We start from the raw sequence: 14,964 nt of genomic DNA on the forward strand, positions 1-14,964 counted from the left end.
CCCGAGCCCGCACTGCGCCACCGGCGTCTCGGTCTCTTCCGCGCCTACCGACAACTCTTGACAACGACCGCTGGCTCGGTTAGTCTCCGCTGCACGAGACCGATCGGAGCGGTTCCGTGGACGAGTTCCAGACGCTTCTCGTCGCTGCGCTGCTGCACGATCTTGGCAAGCTCTGGCAACGGACCGGCCAACGCCACGGCGACCGCTACGTGGGATACGGCCCCAGCGACTACGGGCACAACGGTGCCCACGCCAAGTGGAGCGCCGACGCAGTCGAAGAGTGGCTCCCGCAGTGGCGCGCTGCAGCGGACGCGATCCTCCGCCACCATCAGCCGACCGACCGGCTCGCTCGCCTCGTCGCCCTGGCCGACCGCCTCTCGGCTGCCGAGCCCGACGATGCCGAGTCCGACCAGCCGCCGGTACCGCCCGGTGGAGGGGCGCTCTGGGCAGCCACGCGCCCCGGGCAACGCCAGTTGCGCAGTATCTTCACCCGCCTGCAGCTCGCCGGTGCCCCCGATCCCGCACCGGCCTACTGGCCGCTCGCGCCACTCGCGCTCGCGCCGGAGGTGCTCTTCCCCAATGCGTCACCTGTCGACGAGGCCAGCGAGCGGCAGGGCTACGAAGCACTCTGGCAGCGTCTCGTCGAGGATCTCGAGACCATCCCAGCGACGCTCGACTTCGACGCGCGTCTCACCACCGTGCTCCATCTCCTCCACCGCTACACCTGGTGCGTCCCTTCGGCGTACTACCGGCAGAACGTCGCCGATATCTCGCTCTACGACCACCTCCGCACCACCGCAGCGATCGCCGCTGCGCTCGACCGCTCCGGTCTCGACGACGAAACGCTCGCGGCACTGCTCGAGCACCAGCTGCCGCACTGGGACAGCCCGCGCCTGGCGCTGCTGGCAGCCGACGTCACCGGTATCCAGCGCTTCCTCTACACGCTCACCGCTGCACGGGCCGCCCGCAGCCTGCGCGGGCGCTCCTTCTTCCTCCAGCTCGTCACCGAGGCGGTCGGTCGCTGGCTCCTCCGCCGCCTCGACCTCCCCATCGTCAACCTGCTCTACGCTGGCGGCGGCCGCTGCTACCTGCTCACCCAGCTGCCGAGCGACGACCAGCTGACCGCCCTCCGCCACGACCTCGACCGGATCCTCCTCGCCACGACCGACGGCGAGCTGTACCTCGCGCTCGCCTGCCGCCCGCTCGCCTGTGCCGATCTCGCCGAACCGGAGCGCTTCCGCGCCGCCTGGAACGCCTTGCACGCCGCCCTCCAGGAGGCCAAGGCACGCAAGTTCGCCGCGCTCGATCCGGTCGAACTGGCCGATCGCTTGTTCGCCCCGCGCGGGATCGGCGGTCCCGAGCCGCCCTGCGCCATCTGCCGCCGCGAGGATCCGCGAGCGCGCCGCGAGGACGACGAGCGGATCTGTCGCCGCTGCGATTCCCTGATCGACCTCGGCACGGCCCTGCGCCGCGCCCGCTGGCTCTTCCTGCGCGAGGTCCAGCCGCTCTCCCCGGACGACGCGGCGAGCCCCAGCTACCAGTCGACGCTCCAGGCGCTCGGGCTCGAGCTCCATCTCGCCGAAACGGACGACGAGCTGAGAGCCTTGGTACAGCTCGGGCCAGGAACGCTCCTCCGGATCGACGACACCGACTTCTTGACCGGTCCGGCACTCGACGTCGCCGAGGCCAGCGGCACCATCGGGCTCGGTTTCGCCTTCCTCGCCAACGTCGTGCCGCTCGATCCCGACGGCTCGGTGACCGAGTTCGCGACCATCGCGACCTCCGGTGCGGGGGCGAGTGGACTCGGCATCCTGCGCATGGACGTCGACGACCTGGGTCGGCTCTTCGCCGAGGGGCTGGGCCAGCACCTCTCCCTCTCGCGGCTCGCCAGTCTCTCCAGCGGCCTCCGGCTCTTCTTCGAAGGCTGGCTGGCCGAGCTGGCCCGGCACTGGAACCGGACGAAGCGCCCGGTCTACCTCGTCTACGCTGGTGGCGACGACGTCTTCGCGGTCGGGCACTGGCAGAGCATGGCCAGCTTCGCCCGCACCGTCCGCGACGACTTCCACCGCTTCACGCAGGACAACCCCTCGCTCCACTTGTCGGCCGGGATCGCCGTCGTCCCCGAGCACGCCCCGCTCTATCAGGCCGCTGACGACGCGCGGGAGGCCCTCGAGGCAGCCAAGCTGCGGAGCGAGGACGGTCGTGTGGTCAAGAATGCCGTCACCTTCCTCGGCCGTACGCTCGACTGGTCGCGCTTCAGTACCGTCGCCGCGCGGGTCGAGCAGCTCGCCAGCTTCGTCGCACGCGGGGAACTCCCGCGCTCCTTCCTCCACGGCCTCGCTGCGATCGGCCGACTCTACGAGGAGGCGCACGACGAGGCGCAGCGCCGGGGCACGCTGCGCCCCGGCCAGTTGGTGTACGGTCGCTGGTTGTGGCTCGCCGCCTACTTCCTCGCTCGGGCTGCCGAACGGTTACCGGAAGGCTCTGCCGCCCGCGAGTGGATCGAGCGTCTGCGCGACGAGATCCGGCATCCCGACGTCATCGCGACCCTCTGGCTCGCTGCCCGCTGGGCCGAACTCGCCACGCGAAAGGAGGAGAAGGGATGAGTGTGCAGCGTCCAGCCTCTGGACAGGCTCGTGGGGGAGGCCGTCCTGGCTTCGAGCCGCCGACCGAAGAGGAGATCCGACGCATCGTGGTCGAGGGCGATCCGCTCACGCTCGTGCAGGTGGCGGAACGGGTCGGCCGCGACCTCGCCCGACCCGGCGGCAATCCGCGGAGTCCGGACGCGTTAGCGACGAGTCAGATCCGCTCCGTCTTCGGCAAAGTCCGAGAACTCGACATACACGTCCGTACGGCAGCAGCATCGGTGACCGAACTCGACCAGGAAACGTACCGGGAACTCCAGTTGCTCCGCCCCAAGCTCGCCTACCAGGCGGCACGCACGAATGGCAAAGGGGTACAGTGGCTCAAGGAGACACTCGAGCCCGCCATCCTGCTCGTCGAGCGCGACCGCGAGCGCTTCCAGCACTTCGTCGACTTCTTCGAGGCCATTCTCGCCTATCACAAGGCATACGGTGGACAGTGAGGGGAGGGCACCCACGAGCGCGACGGCTCGACCGGCGAACCGGAACGCGACGATCCTCGGCCGGATCCGCCTGACCGGTATCGTCCGCGCGATCACCGGCTTACGCATCGGCGGTGCAGCTGGCGGGCTCGCCATCGGTGCACTCGACAATCCGGTCGTCCGCGACCCCCTCACCAACCAACCCTACGTCCCGGGTTCCTCGCTCAAGGGGAAACTCCGCTCGCTGTCCGAGCGCATCGAGGGACTGACGACCAACTGGCGGATCAACAATGTCTACATCCATGTCTGTGCCGGTGACCGGCAAGACGGCCGCAATCCGACCTATGACAACTGCCCGGTCTGCCCAGTCTTCGGCGTTCCGGGCGACCAATATCCCTCCGCACCGACCCGGCTGGTGGTGCGCGACGCCTTCCTCACCGAGTCGAGCGTACGCGAGCTCGAGGCGCTGCGGCTCGACCTACCCTATTCCGAGATCAAGTGGGAAGCCGCGATCGATCGTGTCACTTCGGCAGCCGTGCCCCGGCAGGTCGAGCGTGTCCCGGCCGGTGCCGCCTTTGCCTGCGAGATGGTCTACACCCTCTACGAGCCCCGCGACGTCGACCGCTTCTGGACGGTCGCCCGCGCCCTCGCGCTCCTCGAGGACGACTACCTCGGGAGCTACGGCTCGCGCGGCAGCGGCAAGGTCCGCTTCGAGAACCTGACGCTCAGCGTCCGCCCGCGCCCGCACTACGACCAGCCGGTCGCCCAGCTCCCCCAGCGGACCTTCGACTCGGTCGACGCGCTGCTCGCGGCACGCGATGACGTGCTCGCCTGGTTGCGCGAGGCAGCCGGTCTCGCCGGGCAGGCAGGGTGACGCGATGCCGACGGTCACTACCTACCTCCTCCGTTTCCGCGGACCGCTCCACGTCGCCGAACGGGGCGTCGGGATCGAGGAGACCGCCGAGTTCGTCCACTCGGACACGCTCTTCAGCGCCCTCTGCTCGGTGGTCCGTCTCGGGTGGGGAGAGAGCGAGCTGCAGCGCTTCCTCGCGCCGTTCCGCGCCGGTGAACCGTCATTCCTCTTCTCCAGCGCCTTCCCCTTCGCCGGGTCCGTCCGCTTCCTGCCCAAACCGCAGCTGGCGCTTCCCAGTCCGCCGCCCGATGACGCGCGCAAGCGGCTCCGCCAGACCCGCTGGGTCTCGCTCGGACTGTTCCAGGCCTGGCTCAGCGGCGAGCTGCCGGGCGACGCCTTCGCTCCAGCGGCCTTCCTCCCCCCTGTCGCAGCCTGGCTCCTTCCCAGCGAGCGTCGTGCCCTTCCCCGGAGCTTCACCCGTGACGGCATCCCGCTCTGGGTCCGCGACGTCGTCCCCCGCGTTGCCATCGACCGCGTCACCAATGCCTCGCAGGTGTTCCGCTCGGGCCGGCTCCGCTTCGGACCGGACTGCGGCCTCTTCGTCCTCGTCGAATGGCGCGACGCGAGCTGGCGCCCGCTCGTCGAGGCAGCGCTCGCCGAGCTGGGGCAGCTGGGACTGGGCGGCTTGCGCTCGACCGGCCACGGCCAGTTCTCCCTGGAGCCAGGCGAAGAGATCGATGTCCCGGAACGGGAACAGGCTCCTGGCCTGGTGACGCTCTCCCTCTACGCTCCTACCCGGTCCGAACTCGCGGCCGGAGTCCTGGGCCCGTTCGCCCGCTTCGACCTCGCCCTCCGCGGCGGCTGGATCGCCTCGCCCGACGGCGCGAGCTACCGGCGCCGCGAACTGCGCATGGTCAGCGAGGGCTCGGTCGTGGCACGACCGCCGGGGACGACCGTCCTCGGGCAGCTCGTCGACGTCACGCCGGAGGTCATGCGCACCGTGCATCCGGTCTACCGTTACGGGTACGCCTTCACCGTCCCGGTCGACCTGAAGGAGTAGGCCCATGTCGGAACCCGCTCGCGCTCGTCCGCTCCTCGCACTCCGTTCCTACCAGCTCGAACTCGAAGTCCTCTCCCCGCTCCACGTCGGCGCCGGTGGACCGCCGCTCGTCGGTGGCTACGACGTCGTCGCCGATGCCGCGCGGGGACGCTTCTACCTCATCGACGTCGAGCGCCTCATCGCCGAGCGGATGACCGAGGAGCGGATCCGCCGCGGCGAGGATCCCCGCGTCGACAACCTGATCACGTCGGACGAATGGCCCCAGTACACCCGTGCAGTCCTGCCCGGTCCGCGCGGCCAGGACGTCGCGAGCCAGACCCGCCAGCACTGGACCCTGCTCCCCTTCGCACGCGACGCACGCGGCCATCCCTATCTCCCCGGCAGCAGCCTCAAGGGCGCGCTGCGCACCGCGCTCGCCTACGCCCTCCTCCGCGAGGAGCTCCGGTCTCTCGCGCAACAGGGACAGCCGCAACGGTTCGAAGGGACACCGATCGGGCGTGCGCTCCTCGACCAGCTCGGAGCGGAGAGGCGACCCAGCCGTGAATGGTTCGCCCGCCCGCTCGAGACACGCCTCTTCCAGCAGAGCGAGCAGTTCGACCCCAACCACGACCTCTTGCGCGCCCTCCGGCCAGCCGACTCCGCCCCGCTCCCACCCGACGCGACCGTCGTCGAGCAGGTGGGGATCTACCGGCTGACCGGTGATGGCCTCCAGCTCGTCAGCCGGAAGCACCGCTGGCTGGTCGAGGCACTCCCCGAGGGGACGCGACTCCAGCTCCGGCTCGACCTCGACTTCGGCGTCGCACGTGGACTGCCCGCGCAGGAACGAAAGGTCGTCGAGATCGAGCAGCTCTTCCGTGCCTGCCGCGAGTTCGCCTGGCGACTCGTGGGTGTCGAGTTGCGACGCATGCAAGAGACGCGGAGCCAGGTCACCGGCTTCTACCGCGAGCTGGCGGAGCGCATCCGGGAGGCTGCCCGCGCCGCGACGCCGGAAACCTACCTCCAGCTCGGCTGGGGCACCGGCTGGCGCGCCAAGACGATCGGCCCGCTGCTCGAACTCTCCGACGTCGAGGACGGCCGAGAGGTCCTCGCCCAGCTGGTCACGGGACTCCGGCTCGGGCGCGGCCAGCAGAAACTACCCTTCCCGCGCACGCGTCGCTTCGTTGAACGGAACAGCCAGGCTGCCCGCCCGCTCGGCTGGGTCTGCCTGCGCCTGCTCGCCGCACCAGCCGGTGCAGATGCCTGACCGGTGCCGCGGGCGCCCGCCGCGCGGCAGTCGGCGCGCAGCGCGGCCGGCTCGCGCACCGCGAGTGCAGGCGACGACCGACCGGGCCGAGCGGCGACGCCGGGACCGACCGTACCCTGGCCTGTCCGGAAGCCCGCTCACCAGGACTGGCGGCGCTTCCACGCCGCTTCCGGCCAGCGTCCCCGTCCGCGACGCGCGCCGCGCCTCCTGCCGGCTCGCGACGGGACATCCGGACGATGGAGACTCACGCGCCGCCCTGCTGGGGTAGACTCGATGGTGAGCCGTCGCACCGCCCTCCCGACTCCTCCAGCCAGGGGAGGCACGCCGTGGCCAACCACGAACCGCCCGCCAACCGGCTCCTCCTCGTCTCGACCATCGGCAACCGCGACCTCACGCTCGACGGTCAGCCGATTCCGCCCGAACAGTTCCGCGCGACCTGCGAGGGGCTGCTCCGCGAGCTGCAGCGCGAGCGCGACTCGACTCTCGCCCGGCTCGACGCACCGATCCTCGAGCGGCTGATCACGTGGATCCTCGACCGCCATGCCGATCCCGACGAGCGTCCCCAGCTGCGCGTCTACCTCGTCGCCAGCGACCAGGAGGACGAGCAGTTCCGCGCCAGCGATACCGTCGCCGCCGCCCGCCTCCTCCAGGAGTGGATCCCGCACGCCTACGGCCGCGACACGGTCGAGAAGGTCGCGATCTGGCGCATCGACACCAACCCAGCCGACTACGACGACGCCGTCCGCTTCTACCGCCTGCTCATCGGCCAGCGGGCTGTCCCCGATCCCCGCACCTTCGCCGTCGCCTATCTCAACCCGACCGGCGGGACTCCAGCCCTGGCCTTCGGGCTGTTGACTGTCCTGGCACCGTTCTTCGGCGAGCGAGCGCTCGTCGTCTACCTTCCGGCCCGGACACGCCGGCCCACGCCGATGGACGTCGGTGCCGCTTTCCGCCAGCACCAGGCACTCGAGGACGCCGCCCGCGCGCTCCAGCGCTGGGACTTCGCGCATGCTGCCGATCTGCTCCGCGTCGCGCTGGCCCCCCTCCCGCTGTTCGCGTTCGCGGAAGTGCTCGCGTACCGGGCCGCTTTCGACTTCCGCCGCGCCCTCCACCGGCTCGAAGGGACAGTCATGCCAGCGAGTCGGGGCTCGCTCCGCCAGCTGGCCCGCGCCGAGCAGGAAGCCCTCGCTCGCTTGCTGGCCGACGCGGAAGCGCTCGAGCGGGCCCGCGAGCCGTGCCCCGAGCGGTATCCAGCCTTGCTCGTCGAGCTGTACGGCTCGGCAGTCGTCGCCTGGGAACAAGAGCGGTACGCCGACTTCCTGTCCCGCGTCTTCCGCTTCGAGGAAGCCGCGCTGCGCTGGGCTGTCGAGCGCTGCCTGGGACTCCCGACCGGAAGCGAGCGCGATGGGCAGGGGCGCGTCCGCGCTCTCCCTGCCTTTCGGGAGGGTATCGCGAGCGACAGGGAGCTGGGCCAGCACCTCCGCGGCACCCCCTTCGATCCCGACCGTCCGCCGAGCCGCGATCTCCTGCGCCACCTGCTGGCCGTTCCCCGGCTCACCAGCGATCCGGTCGCCCAGGCGATCCTGGCAGCGAGCGCTGCGCTCGACCCGCTCAGCCAGCTCCGCAACCGCAGCATCGTCGCCCACGGCTTCGCCCCGGTCTCCCGCGAGGAGATCGAAGCGCGCTGCGCCGACCCGCTCGCCGCGCTCGGCCGCCTCGTCACGGCCGCGGGGCACGACCCGGCCACGCACCCGCTCGCAGCGAGTCGCGACGGTCTCCTCGCCGAGCTCGCCCGGATCTGAGCCGGACGCGCCGGAGCCGCTCGGTCTCCCGCAGCGCTCGCGCGGTACTGGCAACTCCGGGACGCGTCGTCACGCTGGTCGTCGAGCCCTGACCCCGGCACGCTCCTTGCCGATGAGCCGCGCTTCGAGTACCGTTCGAGTACGGCCATCCGATCTCCTCGCCGGTCGAGGACGGTGATCCACCGGTCGTCGCGCCGGTAGCCGGTTTCGACGCGACCGCGAGGACGAGTCCACCCGGCAGGCGTATGACGACGCTCGTCTGCTGCGTCGGCAACAGCGATCTCGCGTTGGACGGTCGCTCCCTGGCGGTCCGCAACCACCAGGGCGCTGTCCAGTCCTTCCGCGCTGCGACCGAGCAGCTCCTGACGCAGGCCGCGGACGCGCTCGACCGCCTCGACGCTCCCGTGCTCCGTCCCCTCCTCGACTGGGCGATCGCCCGTCTGCGCCCGCAGCCGCCGGCCCTCCATGTCGTCCTGCTCGCGACCGACCAGCAGCCCCCGCACCCGCAGGATACGGTCTTCGCGGCCCGCCTCCTGGAACGCTGGCTGGAGCACCGGTACGCCGCACGTGCCCACCTGACCGTCCATCTCCGGAACCTCCACGGGAACCCGGCCGACTACGACGCCATGTACCGTGCCGTCGGTGACGTGCTGCGTGAGCTCGCCGGCTCCGCGTTGCCGCGGCCGATCGTCGTCTCGCTCACCGCTGGGACGCCGGCCATCACCTTCGCGCTCACCGTCCATGCCGTCGACCGGTTCGGCAGCCACTGCAGCTTCGTGTACCTCCCGCGGGGCAGCGAGACACCGCAGGAGCTGCAGGTGCGACGGTGGCTGCAGCGTTCGGCCCTGCTCGCGGACGCGCGGCGGGAACTCGAGCGCGGTGAGTTCGGCCGGGCCGCCCTCCTGCTCCAACAGGCTGGCGTCCCGCGCGCCGTCTGGCAGCTGGCCCAGGCCGGCGACCACCGTCTCGCCTATCACTTCGACGAGGCCCGATCGAGCGCTCGCCAGGCGCTGCGCGACCCGCGCACCCGGCCGCTCGCCCAGGAGTTCCTCCGCGAGCTCGAGGAACTGGCCGCTGCCCAGCGGACACTCGTCGAGCGGGGCGGCAAGGAGCCCGTCCCCGAGGCCTGCGAACCCCTGCTCGCCGAAATGGTCGCCAACCTGCGGCTGGTCTGGCAGCAAGAGCGCGAGGCCGACTTCCTCGCCCGTCTCTACCGCTTCCACGAGATGATGCTGCGCTGGCTGGTCGAGGAACAGCTCGGCGCACCGGTCCACACCGCGACCGGTGAGGCGACACCGGCTTTCCGGCACTGGTGGCGGTCGCGCCCCGAGCTGCAGCGCCAGGCAGCAGCACGCAACCTGAACCCCGAACGGATCACCCGGCCCCTGCTCGACTTCCTCCTCTCCAGCATCCCGGCCGTGCGGCGCGACCGCGAGATCCTGGCGCAGCTCAACCGGCTGACCCAGTTCCGGAGCCAGACGTTCGTCGGCCACGGCTTCCTCGGTGTCCGGCGCGACGACATCCTCGCGCTCTACCGGGAGCGTGCCGGGCCGAACGCGGACCCGATGCAGGACATCGAGCACCTCGCCCGACGGCTGCAGCTCGGCAGCCAGGCCGATTGGCCCGAGCGTCTGCGCGACGCGTTGCTCCAGCTCCTCGACCAGTGGGAGACGGAACAGCACTGAAAGGACGCGTGCGATGCCGGTCGCGCTCGTCTTCCAGCTCCACCCGCTCCGCGATGCGTTGCTCCCGCCGTTCCTCGGTCGGGCAGCGCACGCTGCCCTGCTGCGCGCGCTCGCGACCGTCGACCCGGCGGCTGCGCGGGAGCTGCACGATCTGCCCGGTCAGCGCCCCTTCACCGTCGCGGTCCTCGAAGAAGGAGTCCGCTCAGGTCGGCGAGAGACACCCGCCCGCGCCGGTGTGCCGCTGCACCTGCGGGTCACCCTGCTCGACGATGAGCTCGAGTCGCTGGTGATCCGAGCATTGGCTCCCGGGTCGCCGGTCCAGCTCGGCCAGCTGCCGCTCACGGTCGGCGAGCCAGCGACCGACCATCCACTGGCCGGGCGAGCGCGGTACGAGGAGCTGGCAGCGCTCCTCGAACCGGGCACGCGGCATCCGCTCCGCCTCCGCCTGCGCTTTTTCTCGCCGACGACCTTCCACCAGGGGACGCACCACCTGCCGCTGCCGCTCCCGAAACTCGTCTTCGGCAGCCTCGCCGAGCGGTGGAACGCCTTCGCGCCCGTCCACATCGCCCCGGAAGTCGTGCGGGGCTTCGAGCACCTTCGGGTCGCAGCCTACCACCTGGAGACGCGACTGGTCGACACCGGGCAGGGGAAACTCGTCGGCTTCCAGGGCTGGTGCGAGTACCGGTCGGACGCCGTCGAACCGCCGGTGCGTGCGGCGGCACGCGCGCTGGCCGAGTTCGCGACCTACGCCGGCGTGGGACACAAGGTCGCCATGGGACTCGGCCAGGCTGGACTGGCTCTGTCCTGCTCCCCGGAGCGAGCCGACCGGACGACGGCTTGAGCGCGCCGCGGCGGACGAGCCGCGGGCCTCCACCCCGGCAGGTGGCCGTTTCCCGCAGCGCCGCGCGAGGCCGCGATCGACCGGCCGCGGGGCGAGCCGGGCATCGAGCAGGTTGGCATGCTCGCTGACCGGCCGGTATGCTCAGCGATACCGCAACGGTCAGGCGCGGAAGGGGGGCTTCCCATGCTGGTCATCGTCTGCTACGATATCAGCGACGACAGCAAGCGGACGCGCCTTTACAAGTGGCTGCAGGGATACGGGACGCCGGTACAACGCTCGGTGTTCGAGTGTGACCTTCGGGCGAACGAGCTGGATCGTGTCCGGCGGTACCTACGGCGGGTCGCCGACCCACGGGTCGACGGCGTGCGGTTGTACCTCCTGTGCGAAGCGTGCGCCCGCAAGGTCGAGATCGTCGCCGGTACGCCGCGCGAGCCGCTACCGGATTTCTTGATCGTCTGAGGTGACCGGACAATGCGAACATCCGTTCGTGACCCAAAAGTACTAGACGAATAGCCCGAAAGTCCGGGGTCGGTTGCAACGCACTCAATCCCCTTCAGGGGATTGCAAGGCGACCGCATAGCGCTCGCGGCGTTCCAGGCGCGCGGTATAAGGTTGCAACGCACTCAATCCCCTTCAGGGGATTGCAAGAGGGCCGAGACCGTGACGACTGGACTATAACCGGCCCTGATCGTTGCAACGCACTCAATCCCCTTCAGGGGATTGCAAGTTCCGGAGCCCGAACTCCTCTAGTACCTGGCGGACCCGGCCCTGTGTTGCAACGCACGCAATCCCCTTCAGGGGATTGCAAGTCGACCAACCGGCGCAAGAGACTTGCTTCCTGACGAGTCCACAAGTTGCAACGCACTCAATCCCCTTCAGGGGATTGCAACCTGGATCTCTGCCAGTTCTCCGGTCTCGGGATCCCCACGTGTTGCAACGCACTCGATCCCCTTCAGGGGATCGCAACGACGGAGCGGCCGTGGCCTCAGCCGCTCCGAGGTCCACCCTGCTGGCACGCATGCTCCTTCCGGGTAAGGCGTTCGCCACTGCACCGGAGACGCCTCGTGCACCGGCCAGGTCGGAACCTCGTACGAGCCGTCTCCCGTCAGCACCTGCCACGCAGTCTCGCCCTCCTTGCCGTCCAGGCCGCCACCTGGTACACTATCGAATCGCACTTCCACCAAACCGCGCGCGACGCCACCCTCGGAGGCGAGCGCAAGCCCATGCACGACTGGACGGTCACGCTCGAAGCCACCTTCGCGGGCGAGCTGACCTTCACCGTGACCGGCCACCCGGCACGCTCCCTGCTCGATGACCCTCGCCCCGAGACCGCGCGCGAGATCGTCGTTTTCGATCCCCGCGGGTACATCATCGCTGCCTTCGACCTCCGGGACGAGCCCGAGGAAGACGACGACGCGTTCGTCATCAGGATCGGCGGGAATGGCTGCTCGCCCCGACGGGCGCTCCGCGTCGCCTCCGGACGGATCGCCGGTTCCCTGGTCGGGTACTTGCCGCTTCCCGGCGAAAGCGCTCGCGTCGAAAGCGGCCCGCTGCCGCACCGCTTCGCCGATCTCCAGCGGCGGCTCCTTCGGTCGGCGCGTTCGGTTCACCTCTCCTTGTCACCGAGCACCGTGCTGGCACTGCCGAGAGTCAGAGCGGTCGCCGTCGACGGAATCCCGATCATGGAGGCTCTCCCGATGCACGCACATCCCGCTGTCCTCTCGCTCGAGACCTGCGTGGCACTCGACCTCGAACTCTTCCTCCCCCGCGCCCTCGACGAGTTCTCGAGGCGGCAACAGGCCATCGCGAGCTCGGCACCGCGAACCGCTTCCAAGCGGCTGCTCGCCACGCTCGCACGACTCCAACGGACGAGCCCCGACATCGCGCTCACCGCGGACGTCCTGTGGCTCCCGTTCCGCCTCTTCCCCGCTCCGCTCACCCTCGGTCGCGATGGGATCGCAACCGTCCTGGGCGGCGTGCGCGTCCGGACGGCACACGAGGCCTGGCAGGCTCTCTGCCACCCGGGCCGACTCGCCCACCTGCTCGGCGTCAGACCCGACCGGATCCCCTCCCTCTTGGCCGATCCTGACCTCCTCGACGACCGCTGAGCGGGCCGCCTCGCCAGCGGACCGGCAGGGAACTCCAGGTCGGGAAATCGGAACGACAACGACGGGACGGTACTCGGAGCGATGCGGAGGACCGACAGCGCACCAGGCCGATCGCGTCGCCGATCGCGTCGGAGACACACGACGATCGCACGGTTGCGAAGGGCGCGGTTCCTCCGCCTCGGAATCGCCGTCCTCTCCGGACCGGTCGCCGCGCTCCTCTTCACCGGGCTGGTCTGGCTGTTCCACTCTCTGGCGCTGCGCTCCTTCGCCCGCTGGCCGACGCCCGCGGAGATCGCGCTCGGTGGTGCTGCGGCACCCCTCCTGTGGTGGGCTCGCCTGGCTGGTGTCCACCGTAGCGGCGTGCAGTTCCTCGTCGCACCACCGGAGTGGACTGCTGCCGACTTCCGCCCCCGCGAGCCGGTCTCCTGGCAGACCTGGCTCGCCAAAGCCGCGCTCGTCCTCTATCTCGCGCTCCTGCCGCTGCTCGGTGCGCTCGCCTTCGCCCGTTCCTACCTGCCGCGACCGCTCTCCGCACTGGTCGGAGCGGCGCTGGCTGGAACGCTCGCTGTCCTGCCGTTCCTGGTCGCCCGCTGGCCCCACCACGTGAACCGCTTCCTCGCCCGGGTCGAGGTCCTCGGCTTCATCCTCGCCGGACTCTTGGGTGGAAGCGCGACCGAAGCAGCGCTCCTGGGCCTCTACGCCTCCCGGCAGGGCAAGCTCGGGTTCGTCACGCTCGTCGTCGCCCTGAACCTGGCCTGGTTCGGCCTGTGGATCGCGGCGACCGGCTTCCTGCAACTCTGGTCGGAACGACCGTGGGCCGCCCCGAGCGCTTCCCGCCCTCGACCCCCCTGACCGATCGCCGGACAGCGCTCGGCACGGGCTACCGCACCCATCCGACCGCTGGATACCCGGAACCGACGGTCTTTTCAGTCCGGTCGACGCGATCGGAACTGGGTGAACCGGCAAGGACACCATCGATGCGCGCGCTGTACGTCGTCGAACAGGGGGCGGTCCTCCGCCGCAGCGGCGAACTCCTCGTCGTCGAGCGTGACGGCGAGACGCTCGCGCGCGCCCCCCTGCTCCGTCTCCAGCTCGTCATCCTTTTCGGGAACGTCCACGTCACCACCCCGACTCTCGTCGTCCTCCTCGAGCGTGGCATCGAGCTGGTCCTGCTCACCGCCGACGGCGAATACCGGGGTCGCCTAGTGGGCCCGGAAGCGACCTCAGCGGAACTCCGCATCCGGCAGCTGGAAGCTGCTCGCGACGAAGCGCTCGCCCTCGATCTCGCTCGCCGTTTCGTCCGCGGCAAGCTGCGGAACCAGGGCGTGCTGCTCATGCAGTATCGCGACCGCCACCCGGATATCCCACGCGCCATCGACGCGCTCCGCGACGCCCTCCAGCGCGCCGCCCGTGCCGGTGGGCACGGCGGGCTCCTCGCCGCCGAGGGCTACGGGAGCGGTGCCTACTTCAGCGCGCTCGCCACGCTCTTCCCTCCCGCATTTTCCTTCCCCGGTCGCCAGCGCCGTCCCCCACCCGACCCGGTCAATGCCCTCCTCAGCTTGGGCTACACGCTGCTCGCCCAGCGCGCGGTGAGTGCCCTGCGCGCCGTCGGCCTCGACCCGCACGTCGGCTTCCTCCACCAACTGCGCCCCGGCCGCCCCTCGCTCGCCCTCGATCTGATCGAGGAGTTCCGTCCGGTCGTCGATGCGTTCGTCCTCGACCTCCTGACGCGCGGTCAACTCCTGCCCGAACACTTCGCTCCCCCACAGCCGGAACGCGGTGTCCGCCTGACCCCTGACGGCCTGCGGCTGTTCCTCGCCGCCTGGGAAGGCTGGTGGGAGCAGCCGGTCGCGCTCGCCGGAACCCGCCGCCCGGCCCGCGACGCGCTCTTCGAGCAGGCTCGCCGTCTCGCGCGCGTCCTCCGCGCACCGGCCGAGCCGTACCTCACCGTCCCGATCGAAGCCTGGTGGCAGGCTGACGAGTCCGTTGATCCCCACCCGGCTCGCGAGCAGCCCTGAGCCGTCCTCCGTGTCCCGCTCCGACTACTCTACGTGCATGCGCCGACGACGCACGTTACCATAGAGCACCGGTCGGCGTTCCAGCCGACCTAGGCGGAGGGAGGAGGCGATGCGACGCCGCCGGTTTCTCGCGCTCGCACTCAGCAGCGTCCTGGCGATCGCCGGGTGCCGCAACCACCAGCAGGCGGGGCAGCCGGGAGCGAGCCAGACGGCTGCTGCCCGAACACCGGCCACGACGAGCGAAACGTCGGGCGGTGCCACTCCGACCGCTTCGTACGAGTTGATCCCGG

General features: G+C 70.5%; 12 protein-coding genes and 1 pseudogene. All 13 read left to right on the forward strand.

Going from position 1 to position 14,964, the window contains the following annotated elements:
* The first annotated feature begins 116 nt into the window (after window positions 1-116).
* A complete protein-coding gene (gene cas10 / locus OO015_RS13535) occupies window positions 117-2,606 on the forward strand; it encodes a type III-A CRISPR-associated protein Cas10/Csm1 (protein WP_265942039.1) in 2,490 nt (829 codons plus the stop codon).
* A complete protein-coding gene (csm2, locus tag OO015_RS13540) occupies window positions 2,603-3,085 on the forward strand; it encodes a type III-A CRISPR-associated protein Csm2 (protein ID WP_265942040.1) in 483 nt (160 codons plus the stop codon). The genes cas10 and csm2 overlap by 4 nt, the downstream gene beginning before the upstream one ends.
* The gene (gene csm3 / locus OO015_RS13545; RefSeq protein WP_265942042.1) at window positions 3,075-3,938 is read left to right on the forward strand and encodes a type III-A CRISPR-associated RAMP protein Csm3; all 864 of its coding nucleotides are present in this window, start codon (window positions 3,075-3,077) and stop codon (window positions 3,936-3,938) included. The genes csm2 and csm3 overlap by 11 nt, the downstream gene beginning before the upstream one ends.
* Before the next feature lie 4 nt (window positions 3,939-3,942).
* Window positions 3,943-4,977, forward strand: coding sequence for a type III-A CRISPR-associated RAMP protein Csm4 (gene csm4, locus OO015_RS13550; protein ID WP_265942044.1), 1,035 nt, complete (start codon window positions 3,943-3,945; stop codon window positions 4,975-4,977).
* Between the two features lie 4 nt (window positions 4,978-4,981).
* On the forward strand, window positions 4,982-6,220 hold the full coding sequence (gene csm5 / locus OO015_RS13555; RefSeq protein ID WP_265942046.1) for a type III-A CRISPR-associated RAMP protein Csm5: 1,239 nt from the start codon (window positions 4,982-4,984) through the stop codon (window positions 6,218-6,220).
* A gap of 326 nt (window positions 6,221-6,546) precedes the next feature.
* The gene (locus OO015_RS13560) at window positions 6,547-8,022 is read left to right on the forward strand and encodes a hypothetical protein (protein ID WP_265942048.1); all 1,476 of its coding nucleotides are present in this window, start codon (window positions 6,547-6,549) and stop codon (window positions 8,020-8,022) included.
* A 245-nt stretch (window positions 8,023-8,267) separates the two neighbouring features.
* Window positions 8,268-9,707: a hypothetical protein gene (locus tag OO015_RS13565; RefSeq protein WP_265942050.1), complete on the forward strand. Its 1,440-nt coding sequence runs from the start codon at window positions 8,268-8,270 to the stop codon at window positions 9,705-9,707.
* Between the two features lie 13 nt (window positions 9,708-9,720).
* The gene (gene cas6 / locus OO015_RS13570; RefSeq protein ID WP_265942052.1) at window positions 9,721-10,548 is read left to right on the forward strand and encodes a CRISPR system precrRNA processing endoribonuclease RAMP protein Cas6; all 828 of its coding nucleotides are present in this window, start codon (window positions 9,721-9,723) and stop codon (window positions 10,546-10,548) included.
* Between the two features lie 183 nt (window positions 10,549-10,731).
* Complete coding sequence (gene cas2, locus OO015_RS13575; RefSeq protein ID WP_265942054.1) at window positions 10,732-11,007, forward strand: CRISPR-associated endonuclease Cas2; 276 nt, start codon at window positions 10,732-10,734, stop codon at window positions 11,005-11,007.
* A 764-nt stretch (window positions 11,008-11,771) separates the two neighbouring features.
* Complete coding sequence (locus OO015_RS13580; RefSeq protein ID WP_265942056.1) at window positions 11,772-12,656, forward strand: hypothetical protein; 885 nt, start codon at window positions 11,772-11,774, stop codon at window positions 12,654-12,656.
* A gap of 153 nt (window positions 12,657-12,809) precedes the next feature.
* Window positions 12,810-13,508 carry a hypothetical protein gene (locus OO015_RS13585; RefSeq protein ID WP_265942058.1) on the forward strand — a complete coding sequence of 233 codons (699 nt, stop codon included), beginning with the start codon at window positions 12,810-12,812 and terminating at the stop codon, window positions 13,506-13,508.
* Window positions 13,509-13,633: 125 nt separating this feature from the next.
* The gene (gene cas1 / locus OO015_RS13590; RefSeq protein ID WP_265942060.1) at window positions 13,634-14,674 is read left to right on the forward strand and encodes a CRISPR-associated endonuclease Cas1; all 1,041 of its coding nucleotides are present in this window, start codon (window positions 13,634-13,636) and stop codon (window positions 14,672-14,674) included.
* A 109-nt stretch (window positions 14,675-14,783) separates the two neighbouring features.
* Window positions 14,784-14,964 (forward strand): annotated as a pseudogene (locus tag OO015_RS13595) (hypothetical protein); the annotation flags it as partial.

The organism is Thermomicrobium sp. 4228-Ro (assembly GCF_026241205.1).
Taxonomy (GTDB): domain Bacteria; phylum Chloroflexota; class Chloroflexia; order Thermomicrobiales; family Thermomicrobiaceae; genus Thermomicrobium.